Below are 25,307 nucleotides of genomic sequence, written 5' to 3'. Positions count from 1 at the left end.
AACCTTCGATGCTTTGGCGGATGCGCGCAAGCGCATCCGCCCTTCTCGCGATTCTCGCCACTCTGTCCGCTGCATGAGCGCGCAACCTGCAACGTCCGAGGAAGGATTGGTGTACGGCCTTCCAGGTCACGTGCGCTGGTGCACGACCGGCTCCGGGATCGTCTTCCTCGATCTGCAACGCAACCGTTACTTTGGCCTAGGCGCGGATCAGGCACCGCATCTTCAGTCGCTGCTCCAAGCACAGCGCATTTCGAACACGCAGCAGGCCGCCCTTGCGAAGCTATTGATGGAGCGCGGCCTGCTCACCGCGTCCGCTTCTTGCTGTCCTCTGCCTGAAGAGTCGTTGCCCAAACCCACCCTCAGCATCGATGCACCCGCTGTCGCCGCATCCTTACGACCTGGGCACTGGATTCGATATCTGCTGGCACTGCGCTGGGCGAAACGCCACATCGATCGTTTTCCGCTTTACACCACAGCAGTCGAGTTGCTCCGCCAGCGATCGTCCCTGTCCACCGGCAACAACGACACAGAGCGCGCTATCGAACTAGCCCTCGCGTTTCGCAGCCTGCGACCGTATCTCATGACAGCGCGCGAGCGTTGCCTGCTGCACGCGCTCACCCTCACCCGATTCCTCGCGCTGCATCAGCTGCGCGCACATTGGGTAATCGGCGTGCAGACGCATCCTTGGAAGGCTCATAGCTGGGTGCAACTCGGCACCTACACGCTCGACGCCACACCAGAAGAAGTCGTCGGCTACGCGCCCATCCTGGTGGTCTAGGAACTCGACGCGATGTTCCGATACCTGGCCTTCATCTACGAACCATCGAGCCCGGTGCAATCCAGGTTCATGCGGCACGCACAAATGGTTCTTTCAGCGCACCAGCAATGGTCCGCTGCAGCAGCGTGCAACGGCCTTCAAGTCTGGTCGGCCGGCGGACATCCTTCGAGACTGCACGCTGCAGCACTCCCCGGCGAGGCAGGCGTCGTCCTCGGCTCCGTATTTCGCCGACTACCCATCGAAGACCCGGAACCCGCACCGCGGGCTCATTGGACCGAACCGCTCGCCGCCGAACTGGTGCAGACGCGAGGCGATCTGCTGCTCACGTACTTCTGGGGTAACTACGTCGCCGTCCTGAATGATCGCGAATCCGGCAGCACGTTCGTTCTGAAGGACCCTACTGGCGATCTTCCGTGCATCCAATGCCGCCAGAGCGACGTGACGATCCTGTTCTCGCACGTAGCGGACTGCGAACTCATCGGGTTGCATCCCTTCACCCTGCGACGCGCCTACCTCAGCGCCCGGGTCCTGGGCAACCTCGATCCGCGAGAAAGTCCGTTTCACGATGTGACGCCCGTGCTGCCGGGCATGCGCCTCGAGATTCGGCGAGGCGTGATCGGTCAGACGATCGTCCCATCGATGCGCTGGTGGCCGCAGACGTTTTGCTCCGCAGAGCAGCGCATCGAACAGGATGGCGCGGCGCAAATACTCGAAAGCACCTTGCGCAGTTGCACGTTGGCACTGGCTCAAGGACACGAACATCCGCTCGTCGAGCTCTCCGGCGGACTGGATTCCTCACTGATATCTGCTTGCCTGGCAGCGCTGCCGGCCCGGCAGCGTCCTTTCGCGTACACCTACTTCGACTTGCGAGCGATCAGCGACGAACGGCCCTGGGCACGGCGCGTCGCCGATCATCTCGGACTCGAGTATCAGGCCTTTGGCTGCGACCCACGCGGCGTACGACTCGAACCATTGGAATCCCTGCAGAAGACATTCGAGCCTGTCTATGTGATCGCGCATTTGCAGGGAAGCACTGTCCGCCAGACACTTGTCCAGGATCGTGGCAGCACAGCGGTCTTCACTGGCATCGGCGGTGATTCCATTCTCGGCAGTCATTCCCTGACGCATACGCTGAGCGACTACTTCAGCGCCCGCGGCCCCGGTCCGCGCACCTTCGCCCTTGCTGCTCAGCTTGCCCGCTGCCGCAATCTCACGGTGTGGCATGTGCTCCACCGGTCTCTGCGCCGCTGGCTTCTGGGATCGACGATGGCGGAACAGCGCTCCGGACTTACCTCGGCCAACTCCATCGCGAGCGCTGAAACTCGACGTATGCAATCGCAGCAGCGGACCTATCCGCACCCCTGGTTCGAGCATCAAACACGGGTTCCGTGGTCGCTGATCCGCCGCCTGGGTTCTCTGCTCTACTCGCCGCAGTTCTATGACGCCTCCGTCGGCCCGGATGAACACGCGGCAGAGACACTCTCGCCCCTTTACTCCCAGCCCGTGGTCGAACTTTGCCTGCGCATTCCGCTGTATGTGCATTTCGATGGCGGCCGTGATCGCGGGCTCGCGCGGCGCGCATTCGAAGCGCATTTGCCCCGAGAGAATCTCGAGCGGCAATGGAAAGACAGGGCGCCCGACTACGCTGAGGAACTGATTCGCGGCAATCGCGCCTACGTGCGCGAGCGCTTGCTAGACGGTGTACTAGTTCGCGAGGGCCTCCTCGATCGTGCCGCCCTCGAAGCTACGCTGTCTGACACGCCTTCTCGAAGCTCCGTCGGTACGGGAGAGATCCTGCGTCACCTCGACGCGGAGCTTTGGCTGTCAAAGTGGACCGCGACGTCATCCCTGCGTTGAAGATCGGTCGCAACAACGAAGCGGCAATATCTTTCTCACTGCTCAAACTTCGATCAATCCAACGTCGCTGCCGAATTCTTCCGCGCTCCAGTGAAGTCAAGCCCGTCTTATTCAGAAGTTGTGCACAGCTTCTGTGGATATCTGATCGCGTGAAAAAGACCGCTCGCGGCAAGTGAGCCTCGCAGTGCTCCGGGAGACTGCCGCGAGCGGTGGCGTCAGCGCGATGCTTGGGCAGAGGCATCCAGCGATTGCAAGTCCTTTTTGTGCTGCTGGCGAAGGATGTCCCAGCGCGCGTACTGCTCGGCTTTGGCCGGATCGGGATCGCGCTCATCCTTCAGCCAGTAGCACCACCAATCCAGAGCCCGCCCTTGCAACGATATGAGTTGCCCGGGGTTTTGCAGCTGGTGGCTGCCATGTTGCTGATCGGCTACGAAGAAATACTCGACGGGCTTGCGCTGAAAGCGAAGCCTCGAGAACAGCTCCCATCCGCCCAACTCCACCGCGGCTGACGACACCGTCATCAGGAGAGGCGTATGAATGCGTTCCGTGTTCATGGCCGGAGAATGCTCGAGCCAACGCTTCAATCCCTCGCCGAAGGGCGGAGCACCGATCAGGTGTTCGCCCAGGCTATAGGGCCATCCGGATATGGCAGCCTGCATGTAGCTGCCGTCCTTGTTGTCATCGGTGATCGCCGCTGCATACCGGAACTTTTCGCGGACGAGCGCATAGCTGGTCAGCCAGCCCGTCGCACTGAATCCGATGATGCCGACCCGATCGCGATCGACCTTCCCTTCGTCGACCAATCGATTGATCTGCGCCTCGAACGCATCGGCCACTACATTCACTTCATCGACCGATTCGGCGCGTGACGGTCCGTGCAGCACGAATACGTCACGACTTGCGAGCGGCTGTGCAATGTAGGCGGATATCCCCGGCCCCAAGGGCGAACCGTCGAATCCATACAGAGAGAATTCCTCGCGCCGGGCGTAGACGTAGGTCTGGAACACGAGCGGGTAGCGCCGGCCGGGCTGGTAATTGAGGGGATAGTAGAGACGGCCCTCCCACGCTTTACCGTCCGGACCCACCTGCTTTATCCATTCCACCTTGGCGAAACGGATCTGCGATCCGAGCGCCGGGTTCGGGTCCAGCAGCACCGCCTCCTTGCCGGCTTTGCCTCGACTCACCAGCTTCGGCGGCGAATTCAGATCCTCCTTGACATAAACCGGCCGCTGCTCCGCACTCATATATATAGAAGGATCGGTCGGTCCGGACTGGCTGACCCAGCCAGCTTCTTCCCGACGCAGAGTCCACTGGCGCCCGTCACGAACGCGGATGTCTACCGTCGCCGCATCCAGCCAACGGACCGTCTGAATGTTGCGAGCCTCAGAGGCCGGAAACGGAAGACGCCAGTACCGACCTGTCGCGACATCCACTTCCGCCACCGCCAGTGCGTTGCGCGCGTCATCATCTGCAACTTCGGTTGGCAGGAACGTTGGCCCCAGCAACAGTCGATCGCCACTGGGCGACCATGCGATGCGCGTGCGACCAGACGGGTCATTCGGGACATCCCACAGCGGTCGCGCATGCGCCTTCTCCATGTCGACGACAAACAGAGACTCAAACTGCCGCCCGTACCACGCGTTGGGATCCTCATCACGCTCCTTCCACATATCCTGGAAGTGCGGGAGCGTGTAGCTGCGCCAGGACTGGGGCAGTCGCTCCGGCAGCACCGAATGCGGCGTGATGGTGAACCTGCCGTCAGGCGAAAAGGCCGGTGTCCTGTTGACTGGCAAATAGCGGCTCACAACCTCGCCACCCTCGAACACGACACGGCGTGGCGCCTCCGCGCCACGTGCAATGAACCGTTGGTTGAACATCCAGTCCCACCCGCCGCGGAGACTTCCCTGCAACAGCTCGATCGCATCAGAGTCTGTGACTACGTAGCTGCCGCGTCGTCGCGCCTCCGCACGAGTCCGGTCTATTGGCATCGCGGCCGTGTAGAAGATCGTCCCGTCGGGCGCCGCTCCGTAGTACACGACACGCGTCGGATGGCGCGTCAACGGCGTCACACGCCCCTCTTCGACATCGGCGCTCATGACTTGCTGGACGCCCCGTTCATCCTCCCAGAAGAACGCGACATGCCGTTCATCCAGCCAGACCGGGACATTGCTGCCCGACGTCAGCGCATCGCTTCCGTAGACCTCCTCGTACCCCGCTCCCTTGCCACTCGTGAACAGCCGCGCAATGGAACGAGGCGCCGCCGGCTTCGGCAAAGCCTCACCCACTTGCAGCTCCCACCACACGCCATCGCGTGCAACATCACCTCGCACGAGCGCCACTGCGTAACGCTTGCCGCTCGGCGAAAAGAACACAGCATTGCGATTGCGATCTCGCATGAAACGCGTCGATTCGATCGCGTCCGTCAGCGTCAACGCACGTGCGTCAGCTTCTGCCGCCGTCGAGGCCGCATTCGTCACCGCAGCCAGCGACAATCCAAGGCAGCCAAGAGCCGCCAGCCCCCCTGACTGGCGGCGATTCATTGCATTGATCATTCAGAACCTCTTCGACAGATTGATGTAGCCGAAACGCTGGCGCATATCGCCTTGCGTCAAGTCATAGCCGAGCGTTGCGCTGATCTCGGCGAAGGGAGGCTCTTCGTCGAACAGGTTGACCACGCCGGCTTGCAGCGACAGGCCTCGCAGCCAGGTGGGTGCGCTTTCCATACGCCGGAAATCGAGACTGACCTGGGCATCGAGCAGGAACTGGTCCTCGATGGTCCGCCCGTTGCGTACGCCGATTGCATTCGCATCGTCGTACTCCGGTATGTATCGGGCTGTGAGCGCAGCACCCCACACGTTGCGTTGCCACCCCAATCCCGCCACCGCGCGCCAGCTGAGAATCGATCCGTCCTGACTTGCGAGATCGACCCGATCGAGTGGCGGCGTCCCGGGCGCCTGTCCTGCTTCGTATCGATTTACCCACGTGGCGCTCACGTGCGGCAGCCACTCACCCCAACTCGAACCGATAGACCAACGCAGATCGAGATCGACGCCATCCGTTTCCAGTGCACCGAAGTTGAGGCGCGACGAATCGACGGCCTCAACCACTCCCGGCAATCCGGCGGCGACATCCGCAGGAGTCGGTGCTGCGCGCATGACTCGTTCGGGGAACAGGGACTCGTACTCGAGCACGAGCTGTTCCGTAAAGGTCTGCACGCGATCGTCCAGTTCGATGCGCCAATAGGTCGCCGACACCCGCAATCCTTCGAGAAACGACGGTGACCATGTAACGCCAGCAGTCAGCGACTGCGCGCTGACCGGTTCCAGCTCTGGATTTCCGCCGTGGATGACCGTCACGAACGTTGGCTCGTTGTTGCGACGTGGATCGGTGACGGGCGTGTTGTCGAACGGGGTCCGCGGAAAATAGAGATCGAACAACGATGGCGGCCTAAAGCTGGTGCCGTACGAGACGCGCACGTTCAAGTCCGACACTGGCTGCCACACCAATGTGTACTGCGGATTGAAGTCGCTGCCGAAGTCGCTGTATCGATCCTGTCTGGCGGCGACCGTCATCGACAGTCCACGCACGGCTGGAATCTCCATCGCAGCATCGACGAGCGGCACACTCACTTCGGCGAACGCTGCGGACACATAGCGACCGTTGTCGATGAAGATCGAGCCGTCGAACACCACCGACTCTTCCCGATACTCACCGCCCAGCACGACTTCGAGCGGGCCCGCCGGCAGTTGCCACACGTTGCCTCTCATGAAGCCGCTGACGAAATCCGCACGCGACACGTAGTTGGCCACTGTCGGCTGCGCAACGAGTGAGTCCAGAAGCGCTTGCGATCCGCCCGGCCCATCCTGAAACGGATTCAGTGCCAACGCCGGATTGGTCGCAGCGAGCGCCGCCGCGACTGCCGCTGGCGAAGCGGTGTTCTCGACCCACGAGCGGCCCGTCTCGTCCGAATACAGATACGACAGCTCCCAATCGAACGAACCGACCTGCCCTCGTGCACCGGCAACGGCCCGCAACGAATCCGCCTCGACCACCGAGTGCTGCGGACCGATGCCCGTCAGCAGGAAGTTCGAGCTCACCGGCACCCCGAAAGGATTGAAGGGATTTGTCGCGGGAACGAGCGTTCCGTTGAGCGCGGAAGGCGGTGACTGTGAGATCGAGCTTCGATCTGTGTAGAGGCCTTCGACGAAGAGCGAGAGCGACTGACCCACGTCGTACGTCGCATTGAGGATAGCGCTGCCCCGCTCCACCTCCGGAATGATCGAGCGATACCGCGACAAGCTTTCGAGATTGCGCACCCCCGCTGTCTCCAGAAAGTCCTCCGGCGTTAGTCCAACCCCCGTACTGCCTTCGGGCACGCCCGCGGTGCGTGATGGCAGCCCAGGGAGATTCGCGGTCGTTCGCGACGTGACGTTGCCGGGATTCCCATTCGGCGATCGCTGATCGACGCTGCCGAAGCGCCTGTAGTCCTGATTCCGGTATCTGTCGCGCGCCTCGCCCAGCAGGAACTCGCGATTCAACCAGTCGAGTGACAACGCAGCGGAAAAGCGTTCGGTCGAGAAGCCTGCTCCAAGGGATGCGCGGAACTCTTCGGCGCCATCGCGCGCCGTTCCATAGCGCAACCCGACTTCCGGCGCATCGATCGCGCGCTTGAGCACGATGTTGACGACACCGCCGACGGCATCCGCACCGTAGACAGCCGACGCACCATCCGCCAGCACATCGATTCGCTCGACCGCGGAGATCGGCATCGAGTTCAGGTCGAACGCGTTGAAAGCAATCTGCGGTGCTGATGTCACCGCGCGTCGTCCATTGATCAGCACGAGCGTCATGTCGGCGCCGATGCCTCGGAGCTCCACGAACTGCGCGCCGCCGAAACGAGAACCTTCGACGGGCATGAAAGGCTGCTGCGGCAGGTACCGGAGCAGGTCGGGCACACTGGCTGAACCCAGTTCTTCAATGAGCGCACGATCGAACACGGTCAGCGCGGATGCCTCCGTCGAACTGCGCAACCGCGTTCCCGTTACGACCACCTCCTCGAGCTCGATCCGTTCCTCCGTGATGTCGCGCCCGGCGGCGTATGAGCCGCTCGCGCACGCCACGCTCCCCATCGTCAGCAACAACCATCGACCTGATACGAACATCGATCGTCTCATCGTCGTGCCCCCTGTTGTGTAGTTCCTGGCGATCCGCCAGGTGCGTCGTGCAATGCACGTTCGCTGGGACACTAGGTCGGACGAACGCCCGGGAGTCGGTAGCAAATATTTCCCTCCCGACTTTCCCTCGCGAGACCGACGTGGAAGACGGACACAGTATCCAGGGAGGTGATCGATGCCCTTGAAGTCGATGGAAGTCGACGAGTCGCATGCGCCGATCGCCGCGGAGAAGATGCATCGACGCGTTCTTTGTTACGCACTACGACACTGGCACACGCCCGGGGAACTCGATGACTTGGCGATGAAAACTCACGCTTACCTGATCCGGGTGCCGCGCATCTGCTTGCGCCAGACTCCGTGGCGCTGCTTGTTCATTCTTTCGGCTCGCACGGTTCGCAAACTCGACCATCAGCGCGCACTACCGTCCTTGAGCATCCCGGATCTGCTCGCTCGCGTACGTGAGACCGCCGCGGAACTGCGCGGTACGCACGGTGACGTGATGCGTTCAACGATTGGAGACGACGAACATGGATCGCACGGCACGCATGCTCTCTCGCCGAGTCTCCGGGAGTTCTACTTTGCCCAGGCCCGCGCTTTGTTGAGATGCGCCCGCGTCGAGGCGGATCACGGCCGTGAGGGCTCGCTGCTCGCGGCTCACGCCGCTGCTCTATGGGTAATGCGTTACAGCGCTCTCACGCTCGCACAGAAATGGGAACTGGGAGACTGGCTCTGTGCCTCACACGAGCATGTGCGTGAACTGCTGCTCGCGTGCGTCGATGACGTACTTCTGCTGATGCTCAGGCGCAAGCATCCTTGCACCCGCACCGAGTCAAGCGCCGCTCGATGCTGAGTCGACCCACACCCGATTTCGGCCATTGCGCTTCGCCTCGTACAGAGCGCGATCGGCGCGATCGAGCACGGATTCCAGCGTGTCGGATTCGCCCGCTTCCGCGATCCCCACTGACAGAGTGACTTGCGCGATCGGCTGTTCGAGGCCGGAGCGGCGAATCCGGCATCCCGCCATGGTGGCCCGGATCTGTTCCGCCAGGGCCGTTGCGCCTTTCACCGACGTTTCCGGAAGGAAGATCGCAAACTCCTCCCCGCCGATGCGTGCCGCAACGTCGCGTCCCTTGATGTTCCCCCGGATGATCTGCGCGACCGTACGGATGACCTTGTCACCGAGGACGTGGCCGTAGTTGTCGTTGATCTGCTTGAAATGATCGAGGTCCGCAACCAGCACGACACCGCGACGCAATCCGCCGCCACTGGACTCCGGCGCCTGCAGTTGCTGTTCGAAACCACGGCGATTGAAAATGCCCGTCAGCGGATCGAGCTTGGCCTGGTGCTCCGCCCGCTCCAGCTGTTCCGTCAGCTCCTGAACCTCATTCTTGTGGCGATCGAGCTGCTCCACGAGCTCCTCGGTCACCCGTCGCATCCGTTCGGTATCCGCCAGGAGCTCCGTCACGACCGTCGGCAGATGTTCGAGCGGCAAAGGCTGCATCAACTGGTTCTTGTGGATCGTCAGGGTCTGACTGAACTGCGACGCTTCGATACCGGCGTTCGTAGCGCTCGTGGACGTATCGTCGAGGAGCGCTTTCAGCCGCTGCTGAATCCTCTCCATCGATTCCGCATCCCGGGCCACGACGAAATTGACGTAGAGGCGCCAGACTTCTTCATCGTTGAGCGGCGTATTCTGGGACAGCCGCTGCTCGAGCACATTGGTCAGGCGGGGATTGATGCCGGCCGAGTGCTCGTACCAGATCGTGTAGCTTTGGGGATGGAACGCCGCGGCCTGCTGCGACATCAAGGGAAGCGTCAGGCGCAGCAACTCCGCGCTCTGCTCCCGGGTCTCGTAATACCTCATCTTCGCTCCGACGGCTCCCCGCTGCCCGCTGTGGCCGGGCATTATGGCCGCCATTCCGGAACGTGCAACATTGCGCTGCCGCGCAAAGGCGGGGCGTCAAGAAAGCCGACACCGCAGAGGTTGCGGACTCATCGATCGTTCTGCAATGCCTCCACCAGGTCCAGGCGCCTTCGCCATGGATCCGCACGGGCCCTGACGAAACCGTCCGCCGCAAACTCGAGGATCTGCTCGTCCTCGCCGTATCTAGGCCAGGAGGTCCGCCCCCCCGCATTCGGATCGCCTGCCTTCCCGAAGGCCACCCAGTAGTCGCTCATCGCCGCAGCCATCGCGGAATCGCCTGTGCTGACCCCGGCTCCATGAACCGCGTTCAACCGATCGAATGCGAATGGAACGTCACTGGCATGCTGCGCCCCGTAAGGAGAGGCCGCGCGCTTGGCATCGAGCACGTAGGAAAACCGATAGCTGTAGACCGGTTGCCGCAAGCGGACCATCGAACGAGCGATGAAGCGCGCGGGCTCAACCATGGCGCGGTCCGCACCGATGGCGTTGTTGATGCGCTTCAGCTCACCAGACTTCTGCGGGTCGTACAGTTCCTTTGCGAGGGCAGCACTCGATCCGAACGCAGCGAAGGCTTCGTCGATACTTTTTGCCGTGTGGAGACTGAGATCGGAGCTGGTCGTCCCGATGATGACGGGCATCGGATGCTGTCGTCCCGCCGCATACGCGGCCTCAGGCGTTTCGGTGAACAACCGACCATCGATCACGGGACCGCTGAACAGTGCTCGCTCGGGCAGCAGCAAACTCACCATGTTCAGGCCCGAAGTGATTTCCTCTGCGCTCAACGCGCGCAAGCGCGAAAGCGCAGCCGCATCCGTCCCTTCGATTCCCTTGCTGCGCGCAAACAGGGAGCCGAGTGTCGTTGCACTGAGCGCTCCCGGCAGATCATCGGTCAGCGTCCGTCGACGCACGAGGTCTCTGCCGCCGCCCGACTGGATGATTGCCCGATCGAACAGGCCGCTGGTCGACGGTGAGGTCAGCAGCATGTTGATCGAGATCCCGCCGGCTGACTCGCCGACGACCGTCACATTGTCCGCGTCGCCGCCGAATGCTTCGATGTTTCGGCGAACCCACTGCAACGCGGCGATCTGGTCCATCAGCCCATAGTTGCCCCTGCCCCCGGCGGACTGTTCATCGTTCAGTGCGGGGAATCCGAAGAAACCGAAGCGCCCGAGCCGATAGTTGAAGCTGACGAAGAGGACGCCCCGGGCCGCGATTCCTTCTCCGGTGGAGTCGGCAGAAGAGGAGCCGCCGTTCACGAAACCACCGCCATGGATCCAGACCATCACGGGCAGCTTGCGCGCAGCCCTCGCCGGCCGCCACACGTTGAGATACAAGCAATCTTCGGCCACGGGATGCCGGCCGCCGGGAGGCACGACACCGAATGCCCCCTGCATGCAGTCCGGACTCAGCTTGTCCACGGTCCGAACGCCCTTCCACCGCTCGACGTGCTTCGGCGCGCGCCAGCGCAGATCGCCGACCGGCGCCTTCGCGTAGGGAATGCCTCGAAAAACTACGAGTGCCCCCTCCTGCACGCCTGCAACGCTGCCGCTTTCCGTTCGAACGCGGGTGGGAGTCTCGTCCGCCTGAGCGAACGTCGGCAGAGTCGACGCCGCCAGGATCAAGGCAACGCGCAACATCATGAGCCGCGAGCGGCCTCAGCAGATTTCAGGGTGATCTTCGACTGCAGCGTGCGCATTCCCGCCGCGGGGCCGACATACATCGAATACGTTCCCGCAACTCTCTGCCAGCCGGTCTTCTTGTCATACGAAGCGAGCAGGCGCGGGTCCGCGTCGATCGTGATCGAGCGCGATTCGCCGGGTTGCAAAGTCACTCGAGCCCATCCGGCGAGGCGATGCGTTCGTCCCGGCGGCGCTGCATAGAGCTGAGCCGTCTCCGTGCCGGCACGCGACCCGGAGTTCGTCAGCACGAAAGTCACCCGAGGCTTGTCCCCATCTTCTATGCGCAGGTCGCGGTACGCGAACGTCGTATACGTCAGGCCATGACCGAATGCGAAGAGCGGCTGCTCGCCCTGACGTTCGAACCAGCGATAGCCGACATCGCTGCCTTCTTGAAAGTCGATCGCGAACGGCTCGACCGGCGCGCCGAGCCCGAAGGGAGTCCGCCGGGCGCGCTCGATGCCGGCAATTACCGGCCTTGGCAGTTGCTTCGCAGCGCGCGGAAAGGTCATCGGCAACCGGCCCGACGGCGACTCGGCACCGGCAAGAATCTTCGCGATCGCTTCGCCGCCGCGCTGGCCCGGATACCACGCCTGCACCACCGCACCGGCCTTCGACAGCCAGGGCATGGCGATGGGATTGCCGGTCTCGAGCACGACCACACTACGAGGCTGGGACGAGGCGACTGCATCGATCAGCGCGTCCTGATCGAAGGGCAACTGAAAGTCCGGCGAGTCCGAACCCTCCTCCTCCGCACGAGTTGCGAACACGATCGCAACATCAACGGATCGTGCGAGCGCCGCTGCCTTCGCAGCGTCGGCGCCGTCGTCGAACTCGATCTGGGCCGCCGGTAGCAACGCGCGCAGCGCCTGCAATGGTGAAGACAGGCCGTACACCGGAGAAAAGATGGCAGCGATCCCCTCGCGGCCACGCGTGTCGAGAAAGTGCCCGCCATAGGGCATGACCTGCGATGAGCCGCCGCCCGAGAGCACACCGCGATCAGCGAAGCCGCCGATGACTGCTATACGGCGAATCTTTTTCGAAAGCGGCAGCACGCCATCGTTCGTCAGAAGCACCATGCCGGCCAGCGCTACCCGCTCGGCAACGTCACCGTGCGCGTCACGATCGATCGCACCACCCGGCCGCGCAGGGTGATCGATGACCCCGACCGCAAAGAGACTTCTCGCAATGCGCCTCGCCGCCTCGGCCACGCGTGCGCCGGAGACATCTCCTTTGAGCACTGCTTCCTTCAAGCCCGCGAAGTGCGATGCGTCCTGCGGGGACTCCTGGTCGAGTCCCGCATCGATGGAGGACTTCAGCCCGTGTACCGCACCCCAATCCGACATGACCCAGCCCGGGTAACGCCATTCCCCTTTCAATACGGTGTGGAGCAGGAAGGTGTTCTCGCACGCATAACCCCCGTTGATGCGGTTGTACGCGCACATGACGGAACCGGGCTGGCCCCTGTCGATCGCAATCTCGAAAGCCAGCAGGTCTGACTCACGCAACGCGGCCTCGTCGATGCGCGCGTCATGAACGAATCGACCGGTTTCCTGACTGTTGAGCGCGAAATGCTTCGTGGTGGAGACAACGTGCCGGCTCTGAATACCTGCGATCTGCTCGCCGATCATGATCCCCGACAGCAAGGGATCTTCGCCGGCGTACTCGAAGTTGCGGCCGTTGCGCGGCTCGCGAGTCAGATTCACGCCGCCGGCGAGCTGGATATTGAAGCCTTTTGCATGAGCTTCGGAACCGACCATGGCGCCAGCTTCGTGGGCAAGTGCCGGGTCAAAGGTGGCGGCCAGCGCGAGACTCGCCGGCAGCGAGGTCGCTTCATCGCCCCGTCGCACGAAACCGCCAAGATTCGCGACGCCAAGACTCGCGTCCGACATCTGCTGTGCCGGCATGCCGACACGCGCAATCGCGGGCACAAACCCGGCCGAGCCCAGTGCGCCTTCCGGAGTGTGCTTGCGCATCGACTCCGGGACAGTTGGCGGCAGTGGGATCCCCAGCGACAGCAAACCAAAGCCCGACTGCGTACGCAACAGCGAGATCTGTTCGTCCAGCGACAGCGCATCGACCAACAGACGCGCACGTTCGTCCGCTGACCGTGTGCGATCCTCCCAACCCCGCGCCGGCTGCGCGTTATCGGCAAGCGACTCTGTCATCAGCGCGCCGCTCATGAGCAGCGCACCCGCAATCGATTTGAATTCCATCGTGCTACTTGACGCTCTTCTTCTTTCTCGGCCGGCCGGCGGCTGCCGGCACCTTTAGGACATCGTTCTCGGTTGCCGCAGCGAGGAGGTCGCGCAGCAATTTCACCGACCTGTCGATATCACCCGGCTCGTCGGTCAGCACTCGCGCAACAGACAGTCCGCGCAGCGCCCAGACGAACAATCGCGTTGCCGTGGACGAGGCGCGGCCTCCGACATGACCGATGATCGCACCGGCTTGCCTGAAGGAGTCCTGTTCGATCTCCCGCTGCAGCGGCTTCAATCGAGCGGACAGTTCCGGATCGCTGCGCGACCCCTGCATGATCTCGAGCACGGCCACACCTGCCGGCCTGCTCAGCACCTGCCACGCCACTTCCGGGAACGCGAGCATGCGCTCGCGCGGGTCCTCGATCGGCTCCAGCGCCTTCTGATAGAGGGCCACTTCTTCTTCGTACACGGCCTTGACCACATGCAGCATCAAATCGACCTTGCTCGGGAACTGATGCAACATCGCACCGCGACTCACGCCGGACTCTTCGCAAACGACCATGGTCGTCGTCGCTGCGTAGCCGCGGGTGTAGAGCGAACGAACAGCCGCTTCCAGGAGTCGCGCGCGCGTGGCAGCACTGCGATCTTCCTGGGTCCGCCGCGGAGCCGATTTCGAGCGTTTCACCTTGCTTTCGATCTCGCTGGCAATTCGGCCCGTGCGATGCGGCCGAGATGGTGGGCGCTGGGCTTGGGTGTGCGCACGAAGCTCGAACGGTCGACCGACACCAGTCCGAATTTCGGACCGAAGCCGGAGACCCACTCCCAGTTGTCCAGCAACGACCAGTGAATGTAGCCCCGAATATCGATGCCGTCATCCACGCAAGCGGCGACGCCCGCTACTGCCCTGTCGATGAACGCAATGCGCCGCGAGTCATCCTCGGTCGCCACGCCATTCTCGGTGACGTAGATCGGTCGCTTGGACAGCCGTGCCACGGCACGAATGACGCCTTCCAGTGATTCCGGCGCAAAGGGGTATCCCATCTGCGTCAGCTCGACACCGGCCGGTGGCGGCAGGTCCGAGTCGCCTTCGACGACGCTGTACGTGTAGTTCTGAACGCCCACGAAATCGCCCTGCGCGTCGAGCCATGGCTTCCAGACTTGCGCCTGTTTGAGTTGCACGGCGTCGGGGTCGCCGCGCTCATCGTTCAGCGCCAGCGTGACCCCGACGGGGAAACGACTCCCGGAAGCTCCCTTGATCGCCTCGTACGCCCTATCGTGCGCCTCCACCATGATCGGCTGTTGAATGCGGAAGTCACCGAGCATCGGCGGGCTCCAGTGGGCCGCTCCGATCGATGCGCGAGCCAGCTCACGAGCCGCCAGGATATGAGGCCGCAGAGGCCGAATCGCCGGCGACCAGCTGACGAGCGCACCGAGATTGGGTTCATTGAATGTCGCAGCGATATCGATCAGATCACCCAGCCGTTCGGCGATCAGCCGACAATAGCGCACGAAGGGTTCGATGCCTTCCCGCGTCTCGAATCCCCCGGCCGCAGCGAACCAGCGCGGCGCCGTGAAATGATTGAAGGTCACGAACGCTGTCAGTCCATGACCGCGAATCGTCTCGAGCACGCGCCGGTAGTAGGCAATCGCCGCGCCGGAGATCTGGCCGCGCTCCGGCTCGATGCGCGACCACTCGATGGAGAATCGATGGGTGTTGAATCCCAGGGACGCTGCCAACGCGATGTCCTCATTGACGCGGTGATAGGCGTCGGCGGCGTCGCCGGAGGGGTCCTTGAAGATCGATGGCTTCGTGTGCTCCATCACCCACAGATCGCTCGCGTAGTTACCGCCTTCGATCTGATAGGCCGCTCCCGCACTGCCCCACAGGAAGCCCGGCACCCTCGCTTTGCGCGCTGTGCTCGTGTTTGCGCTCGCGGCCGCTGCTCCGCCGGCCAGCAGTGAGCTGCCGACCAGGAGCAGGGCCGAACGCCGGTTCAAAGTCGTGGTCATCGCGGCGGCCTAGAACTTCGCCGTCACGTTGACGCCGACAGTGCGGAACGCATCGGGACTGACGATACGGTAGTAGCCACCGGGATTCAGCGTGCCCGACGCATACGGCGCGTAGAACCGCTCATCGAGCGCGTTGCGCGCATAGATTCCGATTCGCCACGCACCGTCATCCCTGCCGAAGCCCACACTCGCATTCAGAATCCCGTAGTCCTCGATGCGTGCCTTCGGATCGGCTGTGACGGCCTGAGCTTCGCTTCGCCAGGCCCAGTTGAGACTCGCGTCGATCGCGTAGCTCGCGCCGATGGATCGCTCGTAGTTGCCGCGGATCAGATAGGTCCATTCCGGGGCGTTCGGCAGGCGCTCGCCCGCGTAGTTCGCGACTCGCAGACCCGTCTCGGGATCGAGGTAGCAGCCGACGCCAACGACGCTCGATGCCGGCTGGCCGGCGTAGCAGGCCGCCTCATACTCCTCGAACTGTGCGTCGCTGTAGGTGGCACCGAGACTCAGCTCGAGTCCCGCGGTCACCTGCATCGACGACTCCAGTTCCACGCCGCGCGAGCGCATCAAACCCGCATTCGAGAGAGCGAAGCTCGGCGGAGACGTATTGAGATCGAGCGCTTGCGCCTGGAAATCCGAGAAATCCGACCAGTACAGCGCGGCGTTCAGCGTCATGCGTCCGTCAAACAGTGTCGACTTCACGCCGGCTTCGTAGCTGTCGACGGTTTCCGGCTCGATCTTGCGCGCAATGCCGCCCGTTCCATCGATCGCCGGTCCTTTGTAGCCGGTCGCATAGGTCACGTACAGCATCACGTCGGTCGCAGGCTCGTACTGCAAACCCACGCGCCCGGAAATATTGTCGTCCTTGACCTTACCGTCATAGGGAAGAAGCACGCCGATTGGCGCGGCCGGGAACGGCAGCGGCGTCACGACCATCTTCGCTGTCACCTCATCGTGCGTGTAGCGCAGGCCAGCGATCAGTTTCAGCGAATCCGTCAGACCGAACGTCGCATGACCGAAAGCTGCAATGCTTTCGTTGGTTCCAGTCTGGTCGCGGCGTCCGCCTCCCAGAACCACCGGCACGCCGAACAGCCCGTAGTAGTTCCCGACCTGCGCTGCCCAGCCGCTGCTGTCCGTCTCGAAGTAGTAGGCGCCGAGCACGTACTCGAGACGCTCACCTGAAGGTGACGTAAGACGCAACTCCTGCGTGAACTGGCTGTTATCGACACCGCCGTCGCTGTTGTTGAAGATGTTGACGGGCGCAGCATCGATATCGCTCAGTTGCAGAGTCTCCACCTGGCGGTAGGCACTGATCGAGGTCAGTGTGTGACTACCGATGGTGTAGTCGACCTTGAGCGAGGCCGCGTCGACTCGCGTATCCGCGGTCCAGTCACCATCTTGATAGCTCTTGTAGACGCCATGCCCAGGACGCACATCAAACGCGGCGAACTGTGAATTGAAAAGCGCGCTCGTTCCCAGCGACTCGATCGTATGTGCATCGCGAGCGAATCCATCCTGATGCTCCGCGCTCACCAGGAATGACAACTGGTCCGTCGCCCACCACAGGAGCTTGGCGCGAACGCCGCTATTCTCGCGGTCGCCCACATTGCCGTCGCGAACGAGATAGGGAATCGCGCCGTCCTGCGCCTGGTAGTAACCGGAGACGCGCAGCGCCGCAGACTCACCCAGCGGCACGTTGACATTGCCGCGTGCGATCTGCTCTTCGCGTTCGCCGTAGGAGAGACTCAGATCACCCGAGGTATCGCGCAGCTTCGGGTCCTTGGTCACGATTTGAATCACGCCGGCGGAGGAATTTTTGCCGAACAGCGTGCCTTGCGGCCCGCGCAGCACCTCTACGCGCTCGATGTCGCTGAACCCGGTGGCACCCGGATCTCGCGAGGTCCCGATGACGACTCCGTCGACCACCAGGCCGACGGTCTGCTCGACGCCGCTGTCATACGTCTGCGTGCCCACGCCGCGAATCTGGTATCCACCGCCGTTCGACACCGGATTCGTCGAGGAGAATGTGACGTTCGGTGCGAGATACTGAAGGTCAGTCACTTCGCGGAAATTCGATTGCGCCAGCGCTTCGCCGGAGACAGCCGTAACGGCGACCGGTACATCCTGCAGACCCTCTTCACGACGTGTCGCCGTCACGATGACCGTCTCGAGGCGAAACTGCTCCTGCGCCGGATCGCCGGCCTGCTGCGCCCGCACATCGGCCGCCAATGAGGCAACCCCCGCCGTCGATACCCACAGGGCTGCGCGTACAGCCTTAGAAATCCGCCAGCTCATGAACTCCCCCTTTTTCAACTTGTGCCTGCGTCGGCAGGTCCGCCTGATTCATTTACAGTCAATCATGACTGTTATTTACAGTCAACACTGACTGCATATTGAGAACGGATGCTCCCTGGCTTACATTTGGGCCACTGCATTTCGACGACGCGGACCTCCGATGACATCTCCACGCAGCGCATCGATCGTTGGGCTCTTGTTCTTCTGCGCGCGATTCGCGGCCGCGAATACGACACCGTCGCTGCTGCCGCTTCCGACATCTGTCCGGGTTGAAGAAGCGGAACTCGTGCTCAGCGGACGGTGGGACGTTCGCCGGGACGGTTGCGATGGACCCGTTCTCGACCGCGCCTTCTCACGCTTCGAGGCAGACTACGAGCGGTCGACAGGCATCGTGGCCGCGGCAGGGCAGGACGTCGCCGTGTCGATCCGCTGCAGCAACCCCGCCGCCGCAATCAACGCGACGCAGGACGAGTCGTATGCGCTGAAAATTTCGCTCGATGGCATCCGCATCGACGCGGCCGGATCTGCCGGTGTCCTGCGTGCTCTGGCAACCCTGCGACAGCTGGTCTCATTGCGCAGCGGCCGGCCGACGCTTCCGCTGGCGCTCATCGGCGACGCACCCCGCTTTGCATGCGGGGCCTCATGCTCGACACCGCGCGTCACTTTCTCGAGATCCGGACCCTCGAGCGACAGATTGATGCCATGGAGCGCGTCAAACTGAACGTGCTCCATTTGCACCTGAGTGACGACCAGGGCTTTCGCGTCGAGAGCAAGCGATTCCCCCGGCTGAACAGCGTGGGCTCACATGGACAGTTCTACACGCAGGACGAGATCCGACGTCTCGTCGCCTATGCAGCCGATCGCGGTGTGCTCATCGTCCCGGAGTTCGATGTTCCCGGGCACAGTCGGGCCATGGTCGAAGCGTATCCTCAACTGGGCGTAGTCGCGGCGCGCAGTCGTCCGCCATTTCCCGCGGATGTCGCGCTCAATCCAGCTTCCGCCGAGGTCTACGACTTTCTGGGCAAGCTGATCGACGAACTCGCCCCGCTGTTTCCAGGCCCCTACTTCCACATCGGTGGGGATGAGGTGAGCGATTCCGTCTGGGCCGACAACGCGGACATCGCCGCATGGATGCAGCGGGAGGGCCTTCATTCGAAGCAGGACGCTGAAGGCTATTTCTCGCGTCGCGTCGTCGAGAGGGTTCTTCGGGCCGGCAAGACGCCGATCGGCTGGGAGGAATACGCGGCAACTGCGCTGCCGCGCGAAGCAATCGTCCAGGCGTGGCAGTCGTCGAACGCAACCGCTGGCGCGACGGCCAGAGGACACCGCACCATCGTATCTGCTGGCTCTATCTGGACCTTCTGATGCCAGCGGACTTTCACTATCAGATCGATCCGCTCGCCACCGCTGACGCAGGATTCACGCTCCAACAGGCAGAGCACATTCGCAGACTCCATCCGCTGCTCGCGCAGCTGCTGACGGACGCGAAGATTGCCAAGCCGCTGCCGGCGCTGACGACCGGTCAGGAAAAGCTGGTCCTCGGCGCCGAAGCACCGCTGTGGGGTGAACTAGTGACCGACGAGATGCTGGACGACCGCCTGTGGCCCCGTGCAGCCGCGCTGGCTGAACGCTTCTGGTCGGCTGCGAACGTGCGCGATCCTCTCGACATGTATCGGCGCCTCGCAGTCGTTCAGGATCAACTGACCGTGAGCGGTCTGATGGCAGACGCCAATCGTCGCCGCATGGCATCGCGTCTCGCACCCGGAGACAGCGAGCCGGTGTACGAACTACTGCAGATCGTCACGCCCGTGCGCAACATGGCGCATGACCATCGCATTCGCGCGGCGGCCCGCGGACAGCAGATCCGGCAGCCGCTCAACGCACTCGCGGATGCGGCACCAGTCGAGAGCCTGGTCGCTCAACGATTTGCAGCCGATGCGCAACGATTCGTGAGCGGCGATGAGAATCTCGCGGCCTCTCTGCGAGCACGGCTGACGCGCTGGCGTGACAATGACGAGCGATTCGCCGCTGTCGCTCGTGGCAACGCCATGCTGGAACCCGCCCTTCCAACTGCCGCCAGCATTGCTTCGCTAGCCCAGATCGGCCTGGACGCGCTGGATATCATCGCCGGGAAAAGAGACCGGGACGCCTCATGGACTCAGACCGCGGAGACTGCGCTCATGCAGGCAGAGGCGCATGACGCTGCTTCGCGACTGCCGCTCGCGAGCTTTCTCGGAAGCCAGCCTCCTGCCGACCTGATCATCGCCATCACACCGGGAGTTCGGGTGCTGGTGGGCGCGGTAGCGAGCGGCAGCTGAACCCGGAGACTCGCCGTCTGAGCCTAGCCGGGCGGCCCGCCGCCTCCACCCACCACCGAACGCGCCAGCTCGAACCGGCTGCGAACGTTCGCTTTGCGAAAGATCTTGTTGAGATGGGTCTTCACCGTCGCTTCGGAGATGTGAAGCTCGTTGGCGATCGCCTTGTTGCTCGACCCCTTGAGCAATAGCTCGAGCACCTCGCGCTCCCGCTCCGACAAGCCCAGTGCCTCCACCTTCGTGCGATCAGATTCGGCCGGAGCGTCACCCCTGGGGCTGACCAGCGGCAACATATATGCCGCAAGGAAGGCGCTGAAGATCGCGTACGGGACGGAGCTGAACAGGAAGTACTCCCCTTCCGCGCCTAGACCTTCGACTCGATTGGCGATTTCCGCAATCAGCGAGAGTGAGCTTTCGACGTAGCCCACGGCGCCGAACGCGAGCAGGACGCGCGCAAACAGTCGATCTCTTGCATCGCTGACGCTCATGGCGGCATGGACCGCCATGTACATCACATAGGTGAACACGCTGAAGTAGACGAACCCGGCCGCGTAGTGCCCCCACTTCAACAGATATGACTGACCATCCGGCGCGAACTCGACGCTCCAGGGCGAGATTCCCAGGAGCGCGGCGACACTCAAAGCGGCAGCAAGCAGGCGAGTGAGACGCTGCCTCGACCAGCCAAGCAACTGGTGATACGTCGGGACGATGAAGACCAGAACCAGGTAGCTCAGCAACGTGCCGATGCCGTAGGCCCAGAAGACGAACTGCGAATGCGTCCCCTCGACATTGAACACGACGTAGCGTCGCGACATGGCGACGAAGAGACTGAGTGCGAATGCCGCGTAGAACCCGGCCAATGGCACGAGGAACGGCTTGTGTCCCCGGGCGAGGAACAACAGCAGCACATTGATCGCGCCGATCGTGACCAGCAGCGCGTCATACGCGATCCACAAATGATTCATCTGGGACGAAAAGAAGCTGACCGGGGCCGGTCAATCCAAAGGATGATGCGGCCGCGCGCGATTTTCAATCCGACGATGGATGGGCGGCGCTCCGCCTGTCCCGGACGATGCCGGCTTCTCCCATCATCGAGAGGCCCCTATGACAAATCGGATGGCGGCGTCACGCGCTGCAAGCGCCCTGGCGGGATCGCTGACTGCTTTCTTCGCAACAACTCCGGCGTTCGCGGGCGAGTTCTCCCTCGGACTGGCGGCGGGCACCCAAACGACGCTCTATCGTGACCAGGACGACGAGGCGTTCGTCATACCGGTCGTCGGATACGAGGGCGAAAGATTCAGCTACTTCCTGGACACCGCCGCATACCAGCTCTTCGGCGGCGAGGCCGGCGAGACCGGATGGCGTGTGCGGGCACTGGCATCCGCGCGGATTTTCGATCAGCCCAAGCGTAACGCCGACCTCGAGAAGCGTCACTCCACTGTGGATGTCGGGCTGGAATCCGGCGCGCAGGGTCCCTGGGGCAGCCTGAATCTTCAATTCCTGACGGATGCGATGAACCACCACGACGGGTTCGAGATCGATCTCACCTACGCCTACGAGCTCAAGGTCACGGAGCGACTCTCGCTGAGCCCGAGCCTCGGAATCAGCTACTACGATGAGAAGCTGGCCGACTACTACTTTGGCGTTCGCCCTTCTGAAGTGCGGACCTCCCGCGCCGAGTATCACCCCGGCAAGAGCGGCGTCGCGACGGTCGGCCTCATGACGATCTATGCGTTGACCGACCACTGGATGCTGGTCGGCGTCGTCGAAGAAATGGTGCTCAGCGATGAGCTCGCGGACAGCCCGCTCGTCGAAACGGACTCGAGCACGACTGCCCTCGTCGGCGTGCTGTATCGCTTCTGAGGGCGACCCATGCAATCGACGATCGTTCAACGCCGTGGCTCAGCGGTCTCCCCCGCTTGGTGGCTCGTAACTCTGCTGTGCTGGGGCGTCGCCGCGTGGTCACTCACGAATTACGCTACTTTCGACGCTGCCCGGTTCTTCGACGAGCAGCGCGAAACCTACATACAGCATTGGCTGGTGATGTACGGGCATACGCTGTTCGCGCCTCTTACATTGCTCATCGGCCCGTTGCAGTTTCATCCGGGACTGCGGAATCGCTGGCCGCGCGTTCATCGCACGAGCGGGATGATCTATCTCGCTGCAGTGGTCATCAGCGGCCTGGGTGCGTTGTCGCTCGCGCCGGTCGCCTATGGGTATGCCTCGACTCGAATTGGCTTTGCAGCGCTCGGCGTGCTGTGGCTTGGCTCCGCTGCCATTGCGCTGTACTCGATCAAACGCGGCGATGTCGATGCGCATCGACGCTGGATGATGCGCAACTTCTCGCTGACGTTCGCCGCGGTGACGCTGAGACTGTGGTTGCCGGTTCTCATGTCGCTCGACGTGAGTTTCGATGTCACCTATGCAATCGCGGCGTGGAGTTCCTGGGTACCGAACCTGATCGCGATGGAGATGCTGCTGCGGCGCTCAGCGAAGCTGCAGCCGGTCACAGCCTGAGCCGCCGTTCATTGATCGACGACCGCATCCCGCTTGTTTCGGGCAACACGCACGAGATGCTCCGCGAGTTCGTACTCGACATAGGGCTTCTTGAGGAAAGGCCACGCGCCGCCCGCCAGCGCCTCCTCCACTTCAGCGCCCGTGTAACCGGAACTGAGCAGCACCTGCAGCTCGGGTCGCAGTTGAACCGCGCGCTGCGCAAGCTCGAGGCCATTCAGACTGCCGGGCATGACGATGTCGGAGAGCAGCAGATCGACTGACTTCTCCACATCCAGGATCTCCAGCGCACGCGCCGCATTCTCCGCCCGAAAGACCTGGTGCCCGAGGTTGTGCAGCATCGCCTCGGTGATCGTCGCAACGGCCGCATCGTCCTCGACGAGCAGGACGTTCATGGGCTTGATGTGAGTCCACGCCGTCGGTGTCTGCGATGGCTTCTCCTGCGCGCCCTGATCGGTCAGCGGAAGGTAGACACTGAAGGAGGCACCCGCGCCCTCTTCGCTGTCCACCGTAATCTCCCCACCGGATTGTTTGACGAAGCCATAGACCTGGCTGAGCCCGAGACCGGTTCCCTTGCCCGGTCCCTTGGTCGTGAAGAAGGGATCGAAGATCTGCTTCATCACTTCTTCACTCATTCCCGTCCCTGTATCCGTGACACGCAAGCGGAAGAAGCGCCCACCGCCCAGGGTCGGCGCTCCCGTGACGATCGCGGTTTCGATCGCGATCTCTCCATTCTCGGCACTGGCGTCAGCCGCATTGACGATGAGGTTCAGGAGCGCGCCTTCGAACTGCGCCGGATCGATCAACGCGACAGCAGGCTCACTGCACAGCACCAGCTTCACCAAGCGTTGCTGACCCGCAGCACCACGGAACAGCGGCTCTCCCACCCGGAGCAGATCATTGAGATCGCAGGCTTCCGGGCGCAGCGGTTGCCTGCGAGCAAACGTCAGCAACTGGGCGGTCAGACGTTCTCCACGGCGCGCCGCTGCCAGCGCAGCATCCCCGAGACGCACAGCGCGCTCGCTCTGCGCAGGCTGCCGCAGGATGACATCGAGCGCGCCGATCACGACGGTCAGGAGATTGTTGAAATCATGAGCCACGCCGCCGGTCAGTCTTCCGAGCGATTCGAGTCGTTGAGCGTGATTCAGCGCTGCCTGGACTTCGGCCTTCTCGGCGAGCGCTGAGGCAACTCGCTCTTCCAGCAGTTCGTTGACACGCTGCAATTCGGCTTGTCGCCGGGCCTCTTTCTCAGCGCGCAGCTTTTCAGTTACGTCCTGAAATGCCACCACTGCGAGAGTCGAGTTGCCCTTGCGATCCGGCACCGGAGCCGCCGTGACCTCGAGCTGAACTACACGGCCGTCGCCGCGACGGTACGCCTGCAGTCTCGGACCAATCCGTCGGTTCTCTTGCATCGCCTGGTACAAGGCGTGGTCCCGCTCCGGCAGGTGACTCCCATCCTCTCGGACAGCGCCGACATCGGCAGAACGCGACCAGACCGGTTCCGGGCCCACGGTGTGCCCGAGCAATCGCGCTGCCTCTGCATTCGCGAACCGGATGTCGCCGGAGGGCGCCGCCGCGACGAACACGCCCATGGGCAGATGCTCGATGACCGCGCGCAGCAGCTGTTCGCTGCGCAGCGCTTCCCGGGCCGCCAGCGCTTCGAAACGCCTGTCAGAGAGTGCCGCGATCAAAGCCAGGAACAGGATGAAGAATGTGCCGCCCGCAATCGCTATCGCGAGCGTCATGGCATCCATGCCGCCGGCAATCCGGTTCGTTGCAGCGCCATCGATCAAGCGCACACCGAACATCGCCGTGTAGTGCATACCCACGACGGCAGAACCCAGTACGACGGCGGCCAATGCGCGTTGCGAGAGCGTGTGCTCTTGCTTTGCAGCCACCAGCGCGCCAGAGGAAGCAGTCACCGCGACGACAAAGGCTGCGAAAACGAAGAGAGGATCGTTGCGCAGTGTTGCCTGCGTCATCACCGCAGCCATGCCGGTGTAGTGCATCAGGCAGATGCCAGCGCCCATGACGACACCGCTCACCACGAGCCGGGTAGTGCCCTCCCGCGACGCGAAGAAGAACGCGAACGCGGTTGCCGCAATCGCCAGGAGCAAGGACAGGACTGTCAGTCCGACGTCGTAGCGAACTTCGGCACCGGGATCGAAGCCCAGCATGGCGATGAAATGCATGGACCAGATGCTGAGTCCCATCGCGACGGCCGCCGCAAACAGCCAGCCGCCGCGCCATGCACCGCGATGTGCACGCACGCGTCTGAACAGATCGAGCGCGGTCCACGATCCCAGGCATGCCGTCATCGACGACAGCAGCACGAACATCGGATGGTGCGCGATATGCATCACGGACGGGCCCCTCATCCAGCGTTGAACGGTCGGTCCGGATTTCTTGTATGCGCCGGGACGACTCGATTCGCTGCGGTGGCCTATCTTCCTCTAACTGCATCGGCAAGCCAATTGTGGACAGCTGTGCGACGATGTGCGGCCATCTCGAGGGGCTCACTGCCCCGAGACTGCCGACATAACGCATGGACAGCCGCGCCGGATCG

The 25,307-nt window shown here is 62.9% G+C and carries 18 protein-coding genes; 8 read left to right on the top strand and 10 right to left on the bottom strand.

The genetic code is table 11. The annotated features are described in order from the left end of the window. Window positions 1-73: 73 nt before the first annotated feature. Window positions 74-778 carry a lasso peptide biosynthesis B2 protein gene (locus HNQ60_RS00345; protein ID WP_184329037.1) on the top strand — a complete coding sequence of 235 codons (705 nt, stop codon included), beginning with the start codon at window positions 74-76 and terminating at the stop codon, window positions 776-778. 12 nt (window positions 779-790) lie between these two features. After that, entirely contained in the window at window positions 791-2,635 is a 1,845-nt protein-coding gene (locus HNQ60_RS00340) for an asparagine synthase-related protein (protein WP_184329036.1), read from the top strand. Between the two features lie 215 nt (window positions 2,636-2,850). Here HNQ60_RS00340 and HNQ60_RS00335 read toward each other — a convergent pair whose 3' ends face one another. Continuing rightward, window positions 2,851-5,187 carry a prolyl oligopeptidase family serine peptidase gene (locus HNQ60_RS00335; RefSeq protein WP_184329035.1) on the bottom strand — a complete coding sequence of 779 codons (2,337 nt, stop codon included), beginning with the start codon at window positions 5,185-5,187 and terminating at the stop codon, window positions 2,851-2,853. Beyond that, entirely contained in the window at window positions 5,188-7,809 is a 2,622-nt protein-coding gene (locus tag HNQ60_RS00330) for a TonB-dependent receptor plug domain-containing protein (RefSeq protein ID WP_184329034.1), read from the bottom strand. A 175-nt stretch (window positions 7,810-7,984) separates the two neighbouring features. Here HNQ60_RS00330 and HNQ60_RS00325 point away from each other — a divergent pair, with 175 nt between their 5' ends. Continuing rightward, a complete protein-coding gene (locus HNQ60_RS00325; RefSeq protein WP_184329033.1) occupies window positions 7,985-8,659 on the top strand; it encodes a hypothetical protein in 675 nt (224 codons plus the stop codon). Here HNQ60_RS00325 and HNQ60_RS00320 read toward each other — a convergent pair. The 6 genes from HNQ60_RS00320 to HNQ60_RS00295 all read right to left on the bottom strand — a co-directional run bounded on the left by HNQ60_RS00320 (window position 8,639) and on the right by HNQ60_RS00295 (window position 17,912). Further along, the gene (locus HNQ60_RS00320) at window positions 8,639-9,673 is read right to left on the bottom strand and encodes a GGDEF domain-containing protein (RefSeq protein WP_184329032.1); all 1,035 of its coding nucleotides are present in this window, start codon (window positions 9,671-9,673) and stop codon (window positions 8,639-8,641) included. The two genes, HNQ60_RS00325 and HNQ60_RS00320, sit on opposite strands and share 21 nt — an antisense overlap. Before the next feature lie 128 nt (window positions 9,674-9,801). Then, on the bottom strand, window positions 9,802-11,373 hold the full coding sequence (locus HNQ60_RS00315) for a carboxylesterase/lipase family protein (RefSeq protein WP_184329031.1): 1,572 nt from the start codon (window positions 11,371-11,373) through the stop codon (window positions 9,802-9,804). Continuing rightward, window positions 11,370-13,625, bottom strand: coding sequence for a beta-glucosidase (locus tag HNQ60_RS00310; RefSeq protein WP_184329030.1), 2,256 nt, complete (start codon window positions 13,623-13,625; stop codon window positions 11,370-11,372). The genes HNQ60_RS00315 and HNQ60_RS00310 overlap by 4 nt, the downstream gene beginning before the upstream one ends. A gap of 4 nt (window positions 13,626-13,629) precedes the next feature. Continuing rightward, window positions 13,630-14,295: a TetR/AcrR family transcriptional regulator gene (locus HNQ60_RS00305; RefSeq protein WP_184329029.1), complete on the bottom strand. Its 666-nt coding sequence runs from the start codon at window positions 14,293-14,295 to the stop codon at window positions 13,630-13,632. Continuing rightward, window positions 14,292-15,620: a glycoside hydrolase family 1 protein gene (locus tag HNQ60_RS00300; RefSeq protein ID WP_184329028.1), complete on the bottom strand. Its 1,329-nt coding sequence runs from the start codon at window positions 15,618-15,620 to the stop codon at window positions 14,292-14,294. Before HNQ60_RS00300 ends, HNQ60_RS00305 begins: the two co-directional genes overlap by 4 nt. Before the next feature lie 9 nt (window positions 15,621-15,629). Then, window positions 15,630-17,912 (bottom strand): TonB-dependent receptor, encoded by a 2,283-nt coding sequence (locus tag HNQ60_RS00295; protein ID WP_184329027.1) that lies wholly within the window; start codon window positions 17,910-17,912, stop codon window positions 15,630-15,632. 160 nt (window positions 17,913-18,072) lie between these two features. Here HNQ60_RS00295 and HNQ60_RS00290 point away from each other — a divergent pair, with 160 nt between their 5' ends. The 3 genes from HNQ60_RS00290 to HNQ60_RS00280 are packed head-to-tail and all read left to right on the top strand — an operon-like array spanning window position 18,073 to window position 20,230. Next, the gene (locus HNQ60_RS00290; protein WP_184329026.1) at window positions 18,073-18,633 is read left to right on the top strand and encodes a glycoside hydrolase family 20 zincin-like fold domain-containing protein; all 561 of its coding nucleotides are present in this window, start codon (window positions 18,073-18,075) and stop codon (window positions 18,631-18,633) included. Continuing rightward, window positions 18,543-19,277, top strand: a complete 735-nt coding sequence (locus tag HNQ60_RS00285; RefSeq protein WP_322096824.1) for a family 20 glycosylhydrolase — start codon at window positions 18,543-18,545, stop codon at window positions 19,275-19,277. Before HNQ60_RS00290 ends, HNQ60_RS00285 begins: the two co-directional genes overlap by 91 nt. Continuing rightward, window positions 19,277-20,230 (top strand): family 20 glycosylhydrolase, encoded by a 954-nt coding sequence (locus HNQ60_RS00280; RefSeq protein WP_184329024.1) that lies wholly within the window; start codon window positions 19,277-19,279, stop codon window positions 20,228-20,230. The genes HNQ60_RS00285 and HNQ60_RS00280 overlap by 1 nt, the downstream gene beginning before the upstream one ends. A gap of 23 nt (window positions 20,231-20,253) precedes the next feature. Here HNQ60_RS00280 and HNQ60_RS00275 read toward each other — a convergent pair whose 3' ends face one another. Continuing rightward, complete coding sequence (locus tag HNQ60_RS00275) at window positions 20,254-21,192, bottom strand: helix-turn-helix transcriptional regulator (protein ID WP_184329023.1); 939 nt, start codon at window positions 21,190-21,192, stop codon at window positions 20,254-20,256. A gap of 139 nt (window positions 21,193-21,331) precedes the next feature. On the opposite strand from HNQ60_RS00275, the gene HNQ60_RS00270 reads away from it, so the two are divergent. Beyond that, window positions 21,332-22,090 carry a MipA/OmpV family protein gene (locus HNQ60_RS00270; protein ID WP_184329022.1) on the top strand — a complete coding sequence of 253 codons (759 nt, stop codon included), beginning with the start codon at window positions 21,332-21,334 and terminating at the stop codon, window positions 22,088-22,090. Between the two features lie 9 nt (window positions 22,091-22,099). Then, the gene (locus tag HNQ60_RS00265; protein ID WP_184329021.1) at window positions 22,100-22,744 is read left to right on the top strand and encodes a DUF2306 domain-containing protein; all 645 of its coding nucleotides are present in this window, start codon (window positions 22,100-22,102) and stop codon (window positions 22,742-22,744) included. 8 nt (window positions 22,745-22,752) lie between these two features. On the opposite strand, the gene HNQ60_RS00260 is transcribed toward HNQ60_RS00265, so the two are convergent. Further along, window positions 22,753-25,101, bottom strand: coding sequence for an MHYT domain-containing protein (locus HNQ60_RS00260; protein ID WP_184329020.1), 2,349 nt, complete (start codon window positions 25,099-25,101; stop codon window positions 22,753-22,755). Window positions 25,102-25,307 lie beyond the last annotated feature (206 nt).

Source organism: Povalibacter uvarum, from assembly GCF_014202975.1.
Classification (GTDB): Bacteria; Pseudomonadota; Gammaproteobacteria; order Steroidobacterales; family Steroidobacteraceae; genus Steroidobacter; species Steroidobacter uvarum.
Note: the sequence above shows the minus strand (reverse complement) of the source record. Positions and strands in the feature narration are given on the sequence as shown.

What these genes read in the sequence shown, in the direction of transcription:
- HNQ60_RS00280 (WP_184329024.1), top strand. Translation starts at nt 19,277, where the DNA reads ATGCCAGCGGACTTTCACTATCAGATCGATCCGCTCGCCACCGCTGAC.
- HNQ60_RS00335 (WP_184329035.1), bottom strand. Translation starts at nt 5,187, where the DNA reads ATGATCAATGCAATGAATCGCCGCCAGTCAGGGGGGCTGGCGGCTCTT.
- HNQ60_RS00285 (WP_322096824.1), top strand. Translation starts at nt 18,543, where the DNA reads ATGCGGGGCCTCATGCTCGACACCGCGCGTCACTTTCTCGAGATCCGG.
- HNQ60_RS00270 (WP_184329022.1), top strand. Translation starts at nt 21,332, where the DNA reads ATGACAAATCGGATGGCGGCGTCACGCGCTGCAAGCGCCCTGGCGGGA.
- HNQ60_RS00300 (WP_184329028.1), bottom strand. Translation starts at nt 15,620, where the DNA reads ATGACCACGACTTTGAACCGGCGTTCGGCCCTGCTCCTGGTCGGCAGC.
- HNQ60_RS00295 (WP_184329027.1), bottom strand. Translation starts at nt 17,912, where the DNA reads ATGAGCTGGCGGATTTCTAAGGCTGTACGCGCAGCCCTGTGGGTATCG.
- HNQ60_RS00330 (WP_184329034.1), bottom strand. Translation starts at nt 7,809, where the DNA reads ATGAGACGATCGATGTTCGTATCAGGTCGATGGTTGTTGCTGACGATG.
- HNQ60_RS00340 (WP_184329036.1), top strand. Translation starts at nt 791, where the DNA reads ATGTTCCGATACCTGGCCTTCATCTACGAACCATCGAGCCCGGTGCAA.
- HNQ60_RS00265 (WP_184329021.1), top strand. Translation starts at nt 22,100, where the DNA reads ATGCAATCGACGATCGTTCAACGCCGTGGCTCAGCGGTCTCCCCCGCT.
- HNQ60_RS00290 (WP_184329026.1), top strand. Translation starts at nt 18,073, where the DNA reads ATGACATCTCCACGCAGCGCATCGATCGTTGGGCTCTTGTTCTTCTGC.
- HNQ60_RS00275 (WP_184329023.1), bottom strand. Translation starts at nt 21,192, where the DNA reads ATGAATCATTTGTGGATCGCGTATGACGCGCTGCTGGTCACGATCGGC.
- HNQ60_RS00325 (WP_184329033.1), top strand. Translation starts at nt 7,985, where the DNA reads ATGCCCTTGAAGTCGATGGAAGTCGACGAGTCGCATGCGCCGATCGCC.
- HNQ60_RS00310 (WP_184329030.1), bottom strand. Translation starts at nt 13,625, where the DNA reads ATGGAATTCAAATCGATTGCGGGTGCGCTGCTCATGAGCGGCGCGCTG.
- HNQ60_RS00315 (WP_184329031.1), bottom strand. Translation starts at nt 11,373, where the DNA reads ATGATGTTGCGCGTTGCCTTGATCCTGGCGGCGTCGACTCTGCCGACG.
- HNQ60_RS00260 (WP_184329020.1), bottom strand. Translation starts at nt 25,101, where the DNA reads ATGCATATCGCGCACCATCCGATGTTCGTGCTGCTGTCGTCGATGACG.
- HNQ60_RS00320 (WP_184329032.1), bottom strand. Translation starts at nt 9,673, where the DNA reads ATGAGGTATTACGAGACCCGGGAGCAGAGCGCGGAGTTGCTGCGCCTG.
- HNQ60_RS00345 (WP_184329037.1), top strand. Translation starts at nt 74, where the DNA reads ATGAGCGCGCAACCTGCAACGTCCGAGGAAGGATTGGTGTACGGCCTT.